General features: G+C 44.5%; 13 protein-coding genes. All 13 read right to left on the minus strand.

The genetic code is table 11. From position 1 onward, the window contains the following. Nucleotides 1-71 precede the first annotated feature (71 nt). Nucleotides 72-1,340, minus strand: a complete 1,269-nt coding sequence (locus BN8908_RS11735) for an adenylosuccinate synthase (RefSeq protein ID WP_021988055.1) — start codon at nt 1,338-1,340, stop codon at nt 72-74. 136 nt (nt 1,341-1,476) lie between these two features. Continuing rightward, nucleotides 1,477-1,932 (minus strand): Fur family transcriptional regulator, encoded by a 456-nt coding sequence (locus BN8908_RS11740; RefSeq protein ID WP_021988054.1) that lies wholly within the window; start codon nt 1,930-1,932, stop codon nt 1,477-1,479. A 4-nt stretch (nt 1,933-1,936) separates the two neighbouring features. Further along, a complete protein-coding gene (locus BN8908_RS11745) occupies nt 1,937-4,126 on the minus strand; it encodes a RelA/SpoT family protein (protein ID WP_021988053.1) in 2,190 nt (729 codons plus the stop codon). 303 nt (nt 4,127-4,429) lie between these two features. Further along, the gene (gene murI, locus BN8908_RS11750) at nt 4,430-5,260 is read right to left on the minus strand and encodes a glutamate racemase (RefSeq protein ID WP_021988052.1); all 831 of its coding nucleotides are present in this window, start codon (nt 5,258-5,260) and stop codon (nt 4,430-4,432) included. 157 nt (nt 5,261-5,417) lie between these two features. Next, on the minus strand, nt 5,418-5,939 hold the full coding sequence (locus tag BN8908_RS11755; protein WP_021988051.1) for an OmpH/Skp family outer membrane protein: 522 nt from the start codon (nt 5,937-5,939) through the stop codon (nt 5,418-5,420). A gap of 40 nt (nt 5,940-5,979) precedes the next feature. Continuing rightward, nucleotides 5,980-6,513: an OmpH/Skp family outer membrane protein gene (locus BN8908_RS11760; protein ID WP_161945868.1), complete on the minus strand. Its 534-nt coding sequence runs from the start codon at nt 6,511-6,513 to the stop codon at nt 5,980-5,982. A gap of 44 nt (nt 6,514-6,557) precedes the next feature. Continuing rightward, nucleotides 6,558-9,110 carry a BamA/OMP85 family outer membrane protein gene (locus BN8908_RS11765; RefSeq protein WP_068690739.1) on the minus strand — a complete coding sequence of 851 codons (2,553 nt, stop codon included), beginning with the start codon at nt 9,108-9,110 and terminating at the stop codon, nt 6,558-6,560. A gap of 71 nt (nt 9,111-9,181) precedes the next feature. Further along, entirely contained in the window at nt 9,182-9,925 is a 744-nt protein-coding gene (locus tag BN8908_RS11770) for an isoprenyl transferase (RefSeq protein ID WP_021988048.1), read from the minus strand. Nucleotides 9,926-10,086: 161 nt separating this feature from the next. Next, nucleotides 10,087-10,812, minus strand: a complete 726-nt coding sequence (gene porG / locus BN8908_RS11775; protein ID WP_021988047.1) for a type IX secretion system protein PorG — start codon at nt 10,810-10,812, stop codon at nt 10,087-10,089. Nucleotides 10,813-10,822: 10 nt separating this feature from the next. Next, nucleotides 10,823-11,719 (minus strand): NAD kinase, encoded by an 897-nt coding sequence (locus BN8908_RS11780; RefSeq protein ID WP_021988046.1) that lies wholly within the window; start codon nt 11,717-11,719, stop codon nt 10,823-10,825. Beyond that, nucleotides 11,716-12,189 carry a four helix bundle protein gene (locus BN8908_RS11785; protein WP_068690741.1) on the minus strand — a complete coding sequence of 158 codons (474 nt, stop codon included), beginning with the start codon at nt 12,187-12,189 and terminating at the stop codon, nt 11,716-11,718. Before BN8908_RS11785 ends, BN8908_RS11780 begins: the two co-directional genes overlap by 4 nt. A 258-nt stretch (nt 12,190-12,447) precedes the next feature. Next, a complete protein-coding gene (locus tag BN8908_RS11790; protein WP_021988044.1) occupies nt 12,448-14,439 on the minus strand; it encodes a tetratricopeptide repeat protein in 1,992 nt (663 codons plus the stop codon). A 246-nt stretch (nt 14,440-14,685) separates the two neighbouring features. After that, nucleotides 14,686-15,630: a PorP/SprF family type IX secretion system membrane protein gene (locus BN8908_RS11795; RefSeq protein ID WP_021988043.1), complete on the minus strand. Its 945-nt coding sequence runs from the start codon at nt 15,628-15,630 to the stop codon at nt 14,686-14,688. Nucleotides 15,631-15,843 lie beyond the last annotated feature (213 nt).

Here is a 15,843-nt window from a genome sequence, read left to right on the forward strand (position 1 = left end):
AATCCGTTGTCAGATTTATCGAATCTAAAATCGTAAATCCAATTGACCAAATCTGCGGGCCCGGCATGAAGTTAATCTTCGTAACGCACGATCGTCTGTTCACGATCGGCTCCGACAGATACGATTTTCACCGGTACTCCGGTCTGCTCCTCGATAAAGCTGACATAAGCATTAAACTCTTCCGGGAATTCGTCTTCGGATGTCATCCGTGTCATATCTGTTTTCCAACCGGGGAATTCTTCATAAACCGGCTTGATATCGTCATTGATCTCATAGGGAAACTCATCTGTCACTTCTCCGTTAATCTCATAGGCAACACAAGCTTTCACCGTCTCGAAGGAATCGAGCACATCACTCTTCATCATAATCAACTGAGTCACACCATTGATCATAACGGCATACTTCAACGCCACCAGATCGAGCCATCCGCAACGACGGGCACGTCCCGTTACCGAACCGAATTCATGGCCCAACGTAGACATAGCCTTACCCAGATCATCGAATAACTCGGTCGGGAAAGGCCCGCTGCCGACACGCGTACAATAGGCTTTGAAAATACCGTATACTTCTCCGATCGCTTTCGGAGCGATACCGAGTCCCGTACAGGCTCCTGCACAAATTGTATTGGAAGAAGTCACAAAAGGATAAGAACCGAAATCAATATCCAGCATCGTTCCCTGAGCGCCTTCTGCCAGGACATTTTTGCCCTCTTTCAACAGGTTATTGATAACGTGCTCACTGTCTATCAAACGGAATTGCCGCAGATAGTCGATGGCCTGAAACCATTCTTTTTCCAGTTCTGTAATATCGTAAGTATAGTTCAATGCTTTCAGCATCGTTTCGTGACGGGCTTTAGCACGGGCATATTTCGCTTCAAAATTATGCAGGATATCTCCTACCCGGACACCGTTACGGCTCACCTTGTCCGTATAAGTCGGTCCGATACCTTTACCGGTAGTACCGATTTTGGCATCTCCCTTGGCTGCTTCATTTGCAGCATCGAGCATGCGATGAGTAGGCAAAATCAAATGTGCTTTTTTAGATATACAAAGTTGCTTCCGGATATCATGTCCGCTGGCAGCCAGGCTTTCAGCTTCCTGTCTGAAAAGTACCGGATCCAACACCACTCCGTTTCCGATAATATTCATTTTTCCGCCCTGAAAGATTCCCGAAGGGATAGAACGAAGGATATATTTTTCTCCGTTAAATTCCAACGTATGACCGGCATTCGGCCCTCCCTGAAAACGGGTTATCAAATCATATTTCGGTGTCAGCACATCCACCACCTTGCCTTTTCCTTCATCACCCCATTGTAATCCAAGTAACACATCTACTTTCATCTGTATTCGTTTAGTTACGACTGCCGGAACAGTCCCGGTTTATAAAATTCCACATCGTTACACGTTTTCCTCCTGAAAAACGCAAACGTACAAAGGTAGCTTTAAAAATCGAAAATTGGAAATCAGAAACTGAAAATTAATGACTCTTTTGGCATTCTTTACAGAGTCCGTAGATATACAATAAATGATGGTGGACGGAAAATCCGCATTTGTCCTTTACACTCTCTATCGCCTCATCGATATGTATATCCGTCAGTTCTTCCACCTTCCCGCAATGCAGGCACACCAAATGCTCATGCGGGGTAATGTCGTATGTAGGTTCAAACAAAGACATATTATTCTCAAAGCGATGTTTGACGATCAGATTGCAATCCAGCAACAACTGTAATGTATTATATACCGTTGCCAGACTGACCCGGTAATTTTTACGCAGCATCGCTTCAAACAAAGACTCTACATTAAAATGCCCCGGATGGATGTAGATTTCCTCCAATATGGCATAGCGCTCGGAAGTTTTACGCAGTCCTTTTTCCTGCATATAAGCTGTAAAAATATCTTTTACGGTCTTCACCTTTTCCATTTCGTTCGGCATATTCTCAACTTTCGATATTTTCTACCCTTACTACTTTTTCCACTCCCTTCAAAGCGGAAATTTTACTGATCAACCGATTCAAGTCCTGTGTATTATGAACATACACATGAATCATCCCCTCAAAAACGCCGTCCTTGGTCTCGAAATGCACCACCCGCATATTTACTCCGCTTTCTTTTGATATCACCGTCGTAATATCACTGACCATCCCGACCCGGTCAATCCCTGACAATTTCAGGATCGCCTGGAAAGACATCACCTTCTGGGTGACCCATTTCACCGGCACAATTTTATCCCCGTAACTGGACATCAAGCGAATCGCTTCCGGGCATTTACGCTTATGTACCGTCACCTTACCGCCGATATTCATACCCACCACATCATCCCCCGGTATCGGACTGCAACAGGGAGCGATGACGATATCCGTATTCGTATCGGTAATTCCCAACTCTTCGTTCCGCTTGATTTTTTTCCCTTCGTTATCCTTATCGCTCCACAAGAATTGGAGAGTCCAATATTTCATAAACCGGTTTTCGTTTTTCTTCTTCAGCTCCTTCAACAATTGTTCCCGGACACCGGTATCTTTCGACAATTGGATATATAAATCGTCTTTATTCGTCAACTTCAGAAAAGCCAACGCTTTTTTCAAGGGTTCCGATGTCGGCGGCAGATTCGCCTCTTTCACCATTCCCTCGAAATAAGCAATTCCCTGCCGGATGGCTTCTTTTCTCTCTTTCTTAAAAACAGCATCGATATGTGACCTTGCTTTGGCCGTGATGACAAAATCCAACCACTCTTTCTGGGGCGTCTGCTTATCACTTGTCAGGATCTCAACCTGATCGCCACTCTGTAATTTATAACTCATCGGTACCAGGCGGTGATTGACTTTCGCCCCAATACAGGTATTACCGATCTCTGTGTGTATCTCGTAAGCAAAATCCAAAGCAGTAGCTCCCTTGGGTAAGGTCTTCATATATCCTTTCGGAGTAAATACCCGGATTTCTTTCGTATACAAATTCAGCTTAAACTCGTCCAGAAATTCAAGGGCATCCGAATCAGGTTGCTCCAGCATCTCTTTTATGCTCGCCAGCCATTTGTCGAGCTCTGAATTACCTTCTCCCCCTTCCGTCTTATATTTCCAATGGGCTGCCCATCCCTTCTCTGCAATCTCGTCCATACGCTGCGAACGGATCTGCACCTCAAACCACTGCCCTTCAGGGCCCATAACCGTCAGGTGTAAAGCCTCATAACCGTTAGCCTTAGGCGTACTTATCCAGTCGCGGATACGCTCCGGCTTCGGCCGGTATAAATCCGTAATCAGGGAATAAATATTCCAGCACTGCCACTTCTCCGGTTGCTCCGGCTTAGGAGTAAAAACAACCCTTACGGCCAATAAATCGTAAATCTCATCAAAGCTGATATTCTGTTTCTGCATCTTCAACCATACGGAATATACACTTTTCGTACGTGCTGTAAGCGTATATTCGTATCCGTTCCTATCCAGGCTTTCCCGGATCGGACCGACAAAATTTTCCAGCAGATCGGAAAACTCCCGGTGATAAACGGCTATTTTGCGGGCAATTACCTCATACTCTTCCGGGTGCTCGTACTTCATGCTCAAATCTTCTAACTCCGTTTTGATCGCATGTAATCCCATACGATGAGCCAAAGGCGCATAAATATATAGTGTTTCCCCGGCAATCTTCACCTGTTTGTGTTCCGGCATGGACTCCAGCGTCCGCATATTGTGAAGGCGGTCGGCGATCTTGATCAGAATCACCCGCACATCATCCGCCAATGTCAGTATCATTTTCCGAAAACTCTCGGCCTGTTTACTACTGTCGGCTCCCATCACCTCACTGATCTTGGTCAATCCATCGACCAGCGAAGCTATCTTCGGACTGAAAAGGCTCGCGATATCATCCACCGTATAGTCCGTATCCTCCACAACATCATGAAGCAAAGCCGCAACGACCGATTTAGTTCCCAGCCCGATTTCTTTGGCTGCGATACGGGCTACAGCTATCGGATGCAGGATATAAGGCTCTCCGGAACGTCGTTTTACACCGCTATGCGCTTCATTCGCAAAATCAAAAGCTTTTCGGATCAATTGCCGGCTTTCCTTCGACGTCCCGGGACGCAGGTTCGCCATCAAATCTTCAAAAGCATTTTTTATCAATTCCTGCTCTGTCATGCTATTCCTATTAGTCCTCAAACCAACGTTTTAATTGCAGATTTCAGATGAAACGAATCTGATAACAAACCAGATTGTCAAGCAATTTAAAATCTAAAATCTAAAATTTACAATCTACATAAACGTTTTAATTGCAGATTATAGATTGAACACACAATACAACCCCGCAAAAAGAAATCGTAAATCAAAAATCGTAAATCGTAAATCGTAAATCAAAAATCTACAATAAAACCCCTTTATCTCGTAAATATATAAAATATAAACCAAAAGCGGAAAACTCTGCTTCCAAATCCCGCATCCTTCTTAAATTTCTATTTGTTCGGCCCGGAGTTCTTCTCCCATAAACAAACCGGCCATCCGCTCAAACAATTCCGTCTTTTCCGTAGTCAGATAATGCCGGTTGCCCTCCGCCGACAAACGTTCTTTCATTTCCGGATGCCGCAAAAGGTAATCTTTCAGGCTATCTGCTACGATATGTCCCTGCTCCACCAATTTCACGTGAGCAGGTAAATAACGCAAAATAAGAGACCGTAACAAAGGATAATGCGTACATCCCAGAATGACGGTATCGATCTGCGGATCGGCCGTCATAAGTTCCGCAATATATTTCCGGACAAAATAAACGGCCCCTTCATCTGCCAACTCATTATTCTCGACCAAAGGCACCCACATCGGACAAGCTACCTGGGTAATCCGAAAAGCTTCTTTACCGTACAATTTTTCGATCTCCAGCGGATAGGATTCCGAGGCTACGGTTCCCTTCGTTGCCAGGATTCCGACATGCCCGTTCCGGGTAAAGGAAGCCAAAGCCTCGACACTCGGCCGGATCACACCCAACACCCGGCGCGTAGCTTCCATGCGGGGTAAATCTACCTGCTGAATCGTACGCAAGGCTTTTGCCGACGCCGTATTACAGGCAAGGATCACCAGGGGACACCCCATACCGAACAACTTGCGGACGGCCTCCAGGGTATAGCGGTAAACCACCTCGAACGAACGGGTTCCGTAAGGCGTACGGGCATTATCTCCCAGATAGATATAATCATACTCCGGCAAAACCCGTACAATCTCTTTCAATATCGTCAGGCCTCCGTAACCGGAATCAAAAACGCCGATGGAATTTCTATCTGTCATACCGGATTTCAATATAAAAAACAGACACCCGCAGTATCTCTATTTTAAGACCTTACGGGTGTCCGACTAATTTTTAAAATTATCGTGAATTTCAAAATTCAGGATCGCATACACTTCAATTTTCTCGGCATCCGGCAGGATGGATAAATTGCAGTTATTACTGGATCCCCAATTTTTTCTTTACTAAAGGCAATATATCTTCCGATGTTTCGGATGCAAACAAAATAGCTCCGGAACTCATGTCGAAAATATAAGTAAAACCGTTCTCTTTGGCCACCTCTTTAATTGCGTTGGTTGCTTTTGTCATCACCGGTTCGAACAATTCTTCCCGTGTTTTTTGCAACTTATTCATAGCCAATTCTTCAAACTTCTGTATCCGCTGACCCAATTCATTAATTTCCTGCTCTTTAGAAGCCAGGATAATTTCTGAGTAAGTCTTTTGGTTTTGTGTATATTCCACAATCAATTTCTGATATTGATCGCGCAGATTCTGGCTTTCCTTTTGTACCTCTGCTTGCTGAGCTTCCAAATCTTTCTGGGCCTGGGCCATCTCAGGCATTGCAGCCACCAGCTTACTGCTCTCGATATGTCCCAGTTTAAGCGGTTTTTGCTGAGCAGACAAACTCATTGCAGCCACCATAAAAGCGGCCAGTAACAACCATTTCATTGTATTCTTCATTTTCTCTATTTTTAATTAACCAATTTCTAATTGCAAAGTCTCATTCCTCACTTTTCTCTGCTGTCGAATATCCTAACTTGCGCAGGACATTTTTACTTTTATCCAGTTTAGGATCGTAATAAATCACCGAATTATCGGCTGAAATATCAATAACAACCCCGAAATTCCCCTCTTTGGCCACATCCCGGATCACGTCCAGCACTTCGTCCTGAATCGGTTTGATCAATTCCTCACGTTTCAGGAAAAGCTCCCCGTTCGGTCCGAAATAATTCTGTTGCAATACGCGGGCTTTATTTTCTTTCTCCGCTATTGCCTTTTCCCGTTGCTCGCGCATCGTCGGTGTCAGAAACACCCGTTCCGAATTATATTTGTCGCGCATTTCCGTAATCTCCGCATACAAAGCGTCAATATCGGCCTGCAGCTTCCGGGAATATTCGTCCAACTCCTGCTTCGCCTTGGCGTAATCGGGAATATGCTCCAGGATGTAATCCATATTAACGAAAGCATAGCGGCTTTGTGCCATTCCCATACCCGTAATACAGGACAAAAATAGTAAAATAATTATGGTTTTCAATTGTATCATGCAAATTGAACGCTGAAAATTATTTATAATTAATGTCAAAACTCCTGACCCAATACAAAATGGAACTGCGAACCGGCTGCACCCGGACGTCCCGGAACTTCGTCGAAACCGTATCCCCAGTCGATACCGAGCAATCCGAACATCGGCAGGAATACCCGCAGGCCGACACCGGCAGAACGGTACAGATTGAACGGCTCGAACTCTTTCAGCTCATACCAGGAGTTTCCGGCTTCCAAAAATGCCAGGGCATAAATCGTTGCCGACTGTGCCAGAGAGATCGGATAACGAACCTCCATGGTCCACTTGGAATAAAGACTGGCATCCGCAGCATTCGGAGCAATAAAGTTTGATCCGGCATTTGTCAACGAACCGTTCTGATACCCCCGTAAACCGATGTATTCACGTCCGTACAGGCTATAACCGGACATTCCGTCACCTCCCATCTCGAAACCTTCGAACGGAGAACGCTTGTGTTTGTTGTAATAACCCAGATAACCGTACTGAACGCCGGCATACAATACCAGTTTCTCGTTTCTGTCCAAAGGCATAAACGTTTTACCGATAAATTTCCATTTGTGGTATTCAATCCATCTGTAACGGTTTTTCTCCTCCAGGTTCGATTTGTCGTAATCGATACCGTCAAACCAGGAATAAGGCAAAGTAAAGGATAGCCCGAAAGTAAAATCACTTCCCTTACGGGTATACAACGGATTATCGATAGAACTCCGCTTCAACTGGAAAGCAAACGACAAATTGTTGGAATTACCGTTACTGAAAATATAGTACGGCCAGTTTTTCAAATGATAACGCTGATAGGATACCTCCGTATACATTGTGAAAAAGTCATCCGGCCACTTGATTCGCCGTCCCAATCCGACACTCACACCGAAAGTCGTCATCAACTGACTGTCGTCATACATGTCTTTTGAATTGTTGACATAATAGGAATGGTTATAATAGCTGGAAGAGTAACCGGTCTGACGGGAATAATAAGCAGACACACTCAACGAATTGGGTTTCCGTCCTCCCAGCCAGGGCTCCCGGAAAGAAGCACTGAACGAGGTATAATATTTACCGTTCGTTTGAGCTTTCAGGCTCAATGTCTGTCCGTCCCCTTGCGGCAAAGGCCGGTAAGATTCCCAGTTAAAGATATTCCGGATAGAGAAATTCGTAAAAGTCAACCCCAGCGAACCGATGATCATACCGGCACCCCAACCACCGGACAATTCCACCCGGTCATTGGCTTTTTCCACAACACTGAAAATTACATCTGCCGTACCGGCTTCCGGATCGGGTTTTACATCCGGTTTGATCTGCTCCGGATCGAAATGTCCCAGATTCGCCAATTCCCGGTAACTACGCATGACGTCTTCCCGGCTGAACAATTCCCCCGGATAGACATACAACTCACGACGGGCAACATGCTCGTGCGTACGGTCGTTACCTTTGATGATTACCCGGTTGATCGTAGCCTGCGGACCTTCAAAAATACGGATTTCCACATTGATCGAATCATTACCGACAACTGTCTCTACCGGTATTGCCCGGAAAAACAGATAACCGTTGTTCACATACAATTTATTAACCGCCGTATTTTCATCGTCGTTCAGACGTTCGTTGAAATATTTCTTATTATAGACATCCCCTTTCTGGATATTCAGAATACGGGAAAGACGCTCCGAATCATATACCGTATTACCTACCCACGTGATATTGTTGTAATAATATTTCTTACCTTCCTCCACATTGATATAAATCTTCACCCGCTTGGGAGAAACCTGTACCACGCTGTCTGACAATATCATGGCATCCCGGTATCCCTTCTCATTATACTTATCCAGCAAGTTGTATTTATCGTCCTCGTAACTTGCTTCAATGTATTTCGACGATTTGAAAAAATTCACCAAAGATTTCTCCCGGGTTTTCTTCATGGCCCGTTTCAACACCGAAGCCTTTATCTCCTTATTACCGTTAATGACAATATCCTGAATTTTAATCTTGTTATTCCTTTCTACGATGACATCCAGAATCACGAAGTTGTCCTTTTCCGGATCGTCGCGCTGGAGAGCTTTGATACTGATATTGTAAAATCCTTTTTCCTTGAAATGCTTTTCAACGATATGCTTCAAATTAGTGATCATATTATCGGTCACCTGCGTACCGGGAAGCGGATTGATCTTTTCTTTGATCTTATTTTCTTCCGACTTTTTCAAGCCGATATAATTGATTTTCGACAATTTCTGCCTTTCCTGCAAATGTAAAATCAAATAAGCTTTACCATCGACCACTCTATCGATAAAAAAACCGACGTCCGAGAAAAGACCGTTACTATACAAGCGTTTAATGGCTTTCGTGATCTCGTCTCCGGGCAATTTAATCTCCTGGCCGACCTTCAATCCGGCCAATTGAACCAAAGTTTCCGGATCATAGTGATCGGCAATACCCGTTACTTCTATGCCTCCGATTTCATACGTTTTAGGTGAAGAATAGTAAACTTCCGGCTGCACAATGGAATCGGTTGTTTGCGCCATTATTCCACTACCACACAAAAAGGTTATTATAAAACAAAGAATTACCCTCTTTATCATTTGTATTATTGTTACCAAGTATTATCTATTTTACAAACCTCCCACTTCTTTTTTCAAAGATCCGCCCCACTTTATTTTCCGGCATTTCCGGCTTTCAACTGCTCTCCCGTCATGCCAAACCGCCTCTCGCGCAACTGAAAATTACGAATTGCCAAATATAAATCATCTTTTTCAAAATCAGGCCAAAATTTATCAATAAAATAAAATTCCGTATAAGCACACTGCCACAACAGGAAATTACTCAACCGGCATTCTCCGCTGGTACGGATCAATAAATCCGGATCCGGAATGCCTGCCGTAGTCAGATAAGTAGCAAACAAAGACTCGGTTATTTCATCGACATCTCCGATTTTTCCCGATCGGCAGGCTTCAGCTATTCTACGAGCCGCTTCCGTTATTTCCCAGCGGGCACCATAGCTCAGCGCCAACACCAACTTCACCCCGTCATTTGCAGCCGTCTTTGCCTCCAGCTCCCCTAATTTCTGACGTACCGTCTCCGGTAAATCAGCGACATTTCCGATCACCAGCACTTTTACATGTTTCTCCATCAGGTCCGGCGTTTCCCGGATAATCGCATCAACCATCAATCCCATCAACGCATCGACTTCCGCTTTAGGCCGGTTCCAGTTTTCAATCGAGAAAGTATATAATGTCAGGTATTCCAGCCCGATCTCCCCGGCAGCCTCTACAATCCGCCTGACAGTCTCCACTCCTTTCTGATGCCCATAGACACGCTCCAAACCTCTCTCCTTCGCCCACCTTCCGTTTCCATCCATGATAATTGCCACATGCCGCGGCATTTTTTCATCCGTCATAAGTAGCCTGAATTATTAATAATATACTATAAACACTCCGATCCCCTTTCAGATTTCAAATTGCAGATTATACCAACCAACCAGCCAACCCGGCAAAATAAAATCGTAAATCATAAATCGGATTATACATCGAATACAATATTTTTCCGTTTACAATCAAATCAATATCCCCAACAAACCGGATCAATCGGAAAGCGGTAAGTCAGTGTTACCCCTCCGACAAAAAACCAGTCCTTATTGAAAATAAAGTTCGTTTCCCCTGTCTTCCAAAGATCTTCCAAATCGTCTAATTTATCCGTAAACAATTTCCGGCAGCCCCATTCTACCCCACAGGATACAGGACCCCATAAATTAAACTTCACTCCTACGCCGAGCGGTATACTGATACTCCCGGCATCTCCGGCACTCAAAAAACCGATCCCCGCATAAATGTATGGCGACCATAAAGAAGATTTATCGACTTTAGGAACCATAAAACTCCGGAAATTAAATTCTCCCACAAGATTTAAATCCCGGATATTGGCTTTAAAACCGGTGGGATAAATTACCCCGTGATTATCCGGCAATATGACATTTTTAATATCAATGCGCGAAAAGCCGGCATTCAGCCTCAAAGCAAAACGGTCGTTCAGATTATAACGGTATAATCCGCCGAAATACCCTTGCGTAAACTTAAAATGATGGGACGGATTATATTCACCTAAATAATATCCACCGCCTCCCATGATCCCAATTTCCGCTCCGGGCTGACTAAAACCGTCCAAAGATAACAACAATAGCAGGAAAAGCGAAAAGTGAAAAGTGAAAAAACGGGTAATAAACACAAAAAGTGTTGGCCGTTTTTTCATTTTCCGATGCTCAAATGCCGCTTCTTCGTTATTTTTCATTTTTCATTCTCTATTTTCCATTCCGGATATCTCCTCCCCATCCCAATTTATCCCGTAATGTCTCATAATAATCGTGTCCCGGTAACTTTACGACATTAATCTTGAAATCACCGGTCGTAATCTCGATCTCACACTCGTCACTCATTCGTTCGAGCCGGGAATCCAGACTCAACATAAAATCACCTGACCGTCCTTCCACCTTCAGCCGGATAACGGCCGTATCGGGCACCACCAGCGTCCGCATTGTCAGATTATGCGGACATACCGGCGTCAAAATAATATTCTTACACGCCGGACTCACAATCGGTCCTCCCCCACTAAGCGAATAGGCTGTTGAACCGGTCGGCGTCGCAACGATCAAGCCGTCCGCCCAATAAGTCGTCAGATAAATATCTCCGATATAAGCATGGATTTTCAGCATAGACGAACTGTCCGTCTTGTGTACTCCGACCTCGTTCAGTCCGTAAGTAAACCCCGGGAAATTGCCTCCTTTCACTTTCAGTCCCAATACATCCCTCGGTTCCGTATCATACACCCCCCCACAAATATATTCGACGGCTTCGTCTACCTCATCGACCGAAATATTAGCCAGAAAACCGAGCCGCCCCGTATTCATCCCCAGTACGGGAATACCACTGTCTCTCACATAAAGCACGGCATCCAGGAAAGTTCCGTCTCCTCCGATACTCAGCAGCAAAGCCGTATCTTCCCGCGGGAAATCAGACTGCCGGTACAATTGGCGGAACCAATCCCTGCAACCGAAATGTTCCGCCAAAAAAGCAGCGAACCCCACTTCACAATCGAGCGCAATACCTTCCGCTTTTATACGGCATAACATCTTCTCCAGGTACGGAAAAAACTCATCCTGAATCGTTTTTCCATAAATAGCAATGCTTCTCCCGTTCATTCCTTTCCTTTTACAAGATCCGAATCTTCAGTGCCTTTTTCCTCCGGTTTTTCCGGGTATAAACGTCCGAACCCCATACTCAACCGCTGAATTTCCTGTTCCAGGGCCGGATATAATTTTTGGCAAAGTACATCTAACTCCCTCGATACCTCATTCGGTATATAACGATAGCAACGGTATATACGTAACATGTGCCTAAGTTCTGCACAAATTTGTAAAGCATCGTCCAACAACACAATAGCCTGACGGCGCGACGCCGCAAGCCGGCTTTCAGAAACGGAACACAACAATTGCAGGGCAGCACGCCGCATCTGGATATAAACGCTGTTTGCTTTCACATCCGGTATATACCGGAATATTTCCTGCACCAAATGCCGGGCCTCCTTCCAAAGCCGCCACCCGCTTAAATTCACATCATCACCCATAATCAAATACTTCGTGTCCGCATATCTGAAAACTCCATTTTTCAACGCAATAAAGATACAACTTTTTGGAGATTACGAAGGAAAATCAATGAAAAGTAAACGAATTTTGATTTTCGTTAGTCCACCAGACAGATTTATGATTTACGATTTACGATTTATGATTTTTGATTTACGATTGTAGATTACAGATTCAACACACAATCCGACCCGGCAAAAAAGTAAAGTCGTAAATCAAAAATTACACATTGAGTCCGTCCCAGTGTGTAATTTTCGGCAAAGTGCAGGCTTAATTATAAGCCGGTTTTACAAATCTTTCAGCAGTTCTTTCATACCGTGTACATCCCGGGAGGGACTGTCTTCAGCAACCCTTCTCCGTTCATAGCCGTATTCGCTGGTATTGGTAACATATGCTTCCCGGAAACCCAAATTACGCGCACGCTGCAAGGCATTCTCCGCATCTTCCCTTCTATTGTAGCGTCCGGTACAATAACGGTAGCTTCCATCCTCCACCTCATAAACATCCATTTCCCGGATACCGTTGAATTTCGACATATCGAGTACCTGATTGACAGACATCAGCACCACCGTATAGGCACTACGCCTCACGGCCATTTCCGTATCCCGGGGTTTTTCCAGATAACGGTGTGTTTTTTGCGGCTGTGGCCGGTTTCTCTTCGCCTTTTCCTGTATTTCGAGATTTTTCAGGCGGATTAACAACAGTTCGTCATCGCTGATTTTATCCCCCTGCACATCGTTCCGGATTTTTTGCTGTACAACATAACTATCGACATTACACACAAAGGCGTCGCCTATCACTTTCCGGACTTCTTTCAAGTCGTTCTGCGCCACCTGCTCTTCCGGATACTCTCCCAACGTATACCGATAGATATTATCATACCCCAGATATACCTTGACATTTTGAAATTTATCGAAATAGACCCGCGGCACAGGATTCCGAAAAGCCCCTACCTGTATCGCATACCGGTAATCCACCTTGAACATGTCTTTGGGATCGACGACAACCTGCTGATCCACAGGCGCCGGCACGTCTACTTTAGGAGACCGGCTCGGCAATATCCGCAGACTGAATAAAAAGTCGTTATATCCGGTACCTCCCCGGTTGGAAGAAACATAGCCTTCGGTGCGCTTCGTATCCAGAAACACCAGCCCGAAATCATCCATCGACGAATTTATCGGACGGCCCATATTTCGGGGTGCTGTCCATCCCTCCGCCGTCATCCGGCTTTCGAAAATATCCAAGCCTCCCAAACCGACATGCCCGTTGGAAGCAAAAAACAGACAACCGTCACTATCAATAAACGGGAATAATTCGTCATCTTCCGTGTTGATGACACCTCCCAGATTCTGTACCTCGCCACACTCGTCCCCATCGACCACCGTCCTGTAAATGTCTTTCCCGCCATACCCTCCCGGCATATCCGAAACGAAAAACAAAAGCGAATCCCGGTATAAACAAGGATGAGCACAGGAGTAATCGTCAGAATTGATATTCAACTCCCGAATGTTCTCCCATTTCCCGGCATTATTCTCTGCCGTCATCAGCTTCAATATACTGGTGCCGTCTTTTTTCAAAATGGTTTTCGTAAAATAAATCCGTTGAAAATTTTTCGAAAAAGTCACCGCTCCGATGTGGTATTTATCTACCAGTTCCTCTCCGAACGGTATCAGGCGTCCTCCTTTTCCATCTCCGGAAAATACGGCATTGTACAAACGGGTAAACTTATAGCCTTTAGAGTCCTGCATGGCATTCTCGCCGCTGCCCGGAGCTGCCAGAATAACCCCCTTGCCTTTATAATAGGTAACACCGGCAGAAAAGCCGGCAAAATTGATATTTGTCTTATTAGCGGCATACACCGGCTTTTCCTTCTTCATTTGCTCTGCAAAACTACAGGATTGACGCAAACGCTCCGTAGCGATAACATCACCTCCCATACTTTCGATCATATCCACCAGCCCCAATGCTTTATCATATTCCCCCGAGCGCTGTAAGGTAATCGCATAATAAAGCAAATCATCCGCCCCAAGTTTATCGGGATCCAGTTCCCGGTACAATTGTCCGGCCCGGATAACATCATTCAAATGAAAAAGGCAATTGGCTACCCGTGCTTTCGTTCGCTCCTGGTCTCCCGTACCCGCATCCAGTTCCTTCCGGTACAATTTCATAGCACCCAAATAATCCCCCCTCTCAAACATCCGGTCAGCCCGGCTCTGCTGTTGTGCAAAAGCCCCCATCGACATCAGCATCACAAACAATATGGTGAATATGAACTTCATCCTGATTTTAGATTTAAATTGTAAATTACTTCCGCAGTTCTCCCGGATCCCACGCTGATTTTACTATTCCTGCTTCCTAACTTATTTACGGTTTCAGATTTTAATTTTAGATTATCGGGCATCCAGATTCGTTATCAGCTCCGTTTCATCTAAAATCGTAAATCTGCAATTTTTAATTCCTCTCAAATTCAGCCTTGTGTATTCAATCCAAAATTCTCTGCGACTTTATGATTTTGCGACTCCGTATTAAAAATAACGGATTGATTTTATATCGTCGTATTTCTCGTCACTCGTCGCACTGCCGCCGGTTCCTTTCTTACCGCCGAAACGGAAAGTCAGTCCGATTTCCTGTACACTGTTAAAGCTGTTGTCAATATCCGAATGATTGCCTTCAAACGCATACCCCAGCCAGATATCTCCCGTCAATCTTACCCTTACCATGGCAGCGAATGCTTCCTCCGTACGGTATTGAGCACCGACGATAAAGCTGTCTTTGTATATCAATTTGGCTCCCAGATCCAGCATCGTATTTTCCTCTCCCGAATATGTAATCCAGGAATAAGGCTCCAAATCTGTATTCTCCGCAATTTTAAAGCGGTAACCGCCATAAAGAAATACCTTCAGCATATTCGACATCATCGAATTTACTTTTTGCCCCTCTTCGTTGATTGTATTATACCTGAATTCCGGAATCGACAAACCGACATAATACTTATCGGCCTGGAAGTGCAAACCGAAACCGAAGTTCGGCTGACTGTAATTATCACTGAATATGACTTCTTCCTCGTATTTTTTATAATTTCCGGCATTGCTGACATAATTGATACCCGCCTGCAATCCGAAAAATAAAAACTTACCTTCATTCACTTTCAGCTTATAAGAACCCGCTACATAAGCGAACAATTTTTCATAAGGACCGTATTTGTCGTAAATCAGGTTTATACCCCCTCCCAGATTCTTCCCTTTGATACCGGAATTGATATTAAACACACCGGTAGAAGGCCAGTAATCGGATTTCTCAAAACGACTCCGGTAAAGTAATAACCCGGCCACCCCTTCTTCCATACCCATACAAGCGGGATTAACAACCGGCTGTACCATTGCATAATCCGTAAATCTCAACACATTCGTCTGCGCAATCCCCGCAGTCACCGACATTACCACCAATAAACCTGCAACAATAAATCTCATAATACCATGTCTGTTAAGGTAAAAATACGAAAGTAAAGACGGAATACCGATTTAAAAACTTTATAAACTTTCGTATAATTTTAACCTAATTTAAAACGCTCTAAACTACAAATTAATTTTCAAAATTCCGCGTCCTTCCTTCAAATATTTATAAACGGCAAAAGTCTCCCCGGCCCTTACAGCCCGGGAGATTTTCACCTTTTCATCACCACG

Origin of the sequence: Culturomica massiliensis (assembly GCF_900091655.1) — a bacterium.
Classification (GTDB): Bacteria; Bacteroidota; Bacteroidia; order Bacteroidales; family Marinifilaceae; genus Culturomica; species Culturomica massiliensis.

Bases quoted from the DNA above. Each gene is read 5' to 3' on its own strand.
- BN8908_RS11780 (WP_021988046.1), bottom strand. From the start codon at position 11,719: ATGAACGGGAGAAGCATTGCTATTTATGGAAAAACGATTCAGGATGAG.
- BN8908_RS11770 (WP_021988048.1), bottom strand. From the start codon at position 9,925: ATGACGGATGAAAAAATGCCGCGGCATGTGGCAATTATCATGGATGGA.
- porG (WP_021988047.1), bottom strand. From the start codon at position 10,812: ATGAAAAATAACGAAGAAGCGGCATTTGAGCATCGGAAAATGAAAAAA.
- BN8908_RS11745 (WP_021988053.1), bottom strand. From the start codon at position 4,126: ATGACAGAGCAGGAATTGATAAAAAATGCTTTTGAAGATTTGATGGCG.
- BN8908_RS11790 (WP_021988044.1), bottom strand. From the start codon at position 14,439: ATGAAGTTCATATTCACCATATTGTTTGTGATGCTGATGTCGATGGGG.
- murI (WP_021988052.1), bottom strand. From the start codon at position 5,260: ATGACAGATAGAAATTCCATCGGCGTTTTTGATTCCGGTTACGGAGGC.
- BN8908_RS11795 (WP_021988043.1), bottom strand. From the start codon at position 15,630: ATGAGATTTATTGTTGCAGGTTTATTGGTGGTAATGTCGGTGACTGCG.
- BN8908_RS11740 (WP_021988054.1), bottom strand. From the start codon at position 1,932: ATGCCGAACGAAATGGAAAAGGTGAAGACCGTAAAAGATATTTTTACA.
- BN8908_RS11765 (WP_068690739.1), bottom strand. From the start codon at position 9,110: ATGATAAAGAGGGTAATTCTTTGTTTTATAATAACCTTTTTGTGTGGT.
- BN8908_RS11735 (WP_021988055.1), bottom strand. From the start codon at position 1,340: ATGAAAGTAGATGTGTTACTTGGATTACAATGGGGTGATGAAGGAAAA.
- BN8908_RS11755 (WP_021988051.1), bottom strand. From the start codon at position 5,939: ATGAAGAATACAATGAAATGGTTGTTACTGGCCGCTTTTATGGTGGCT.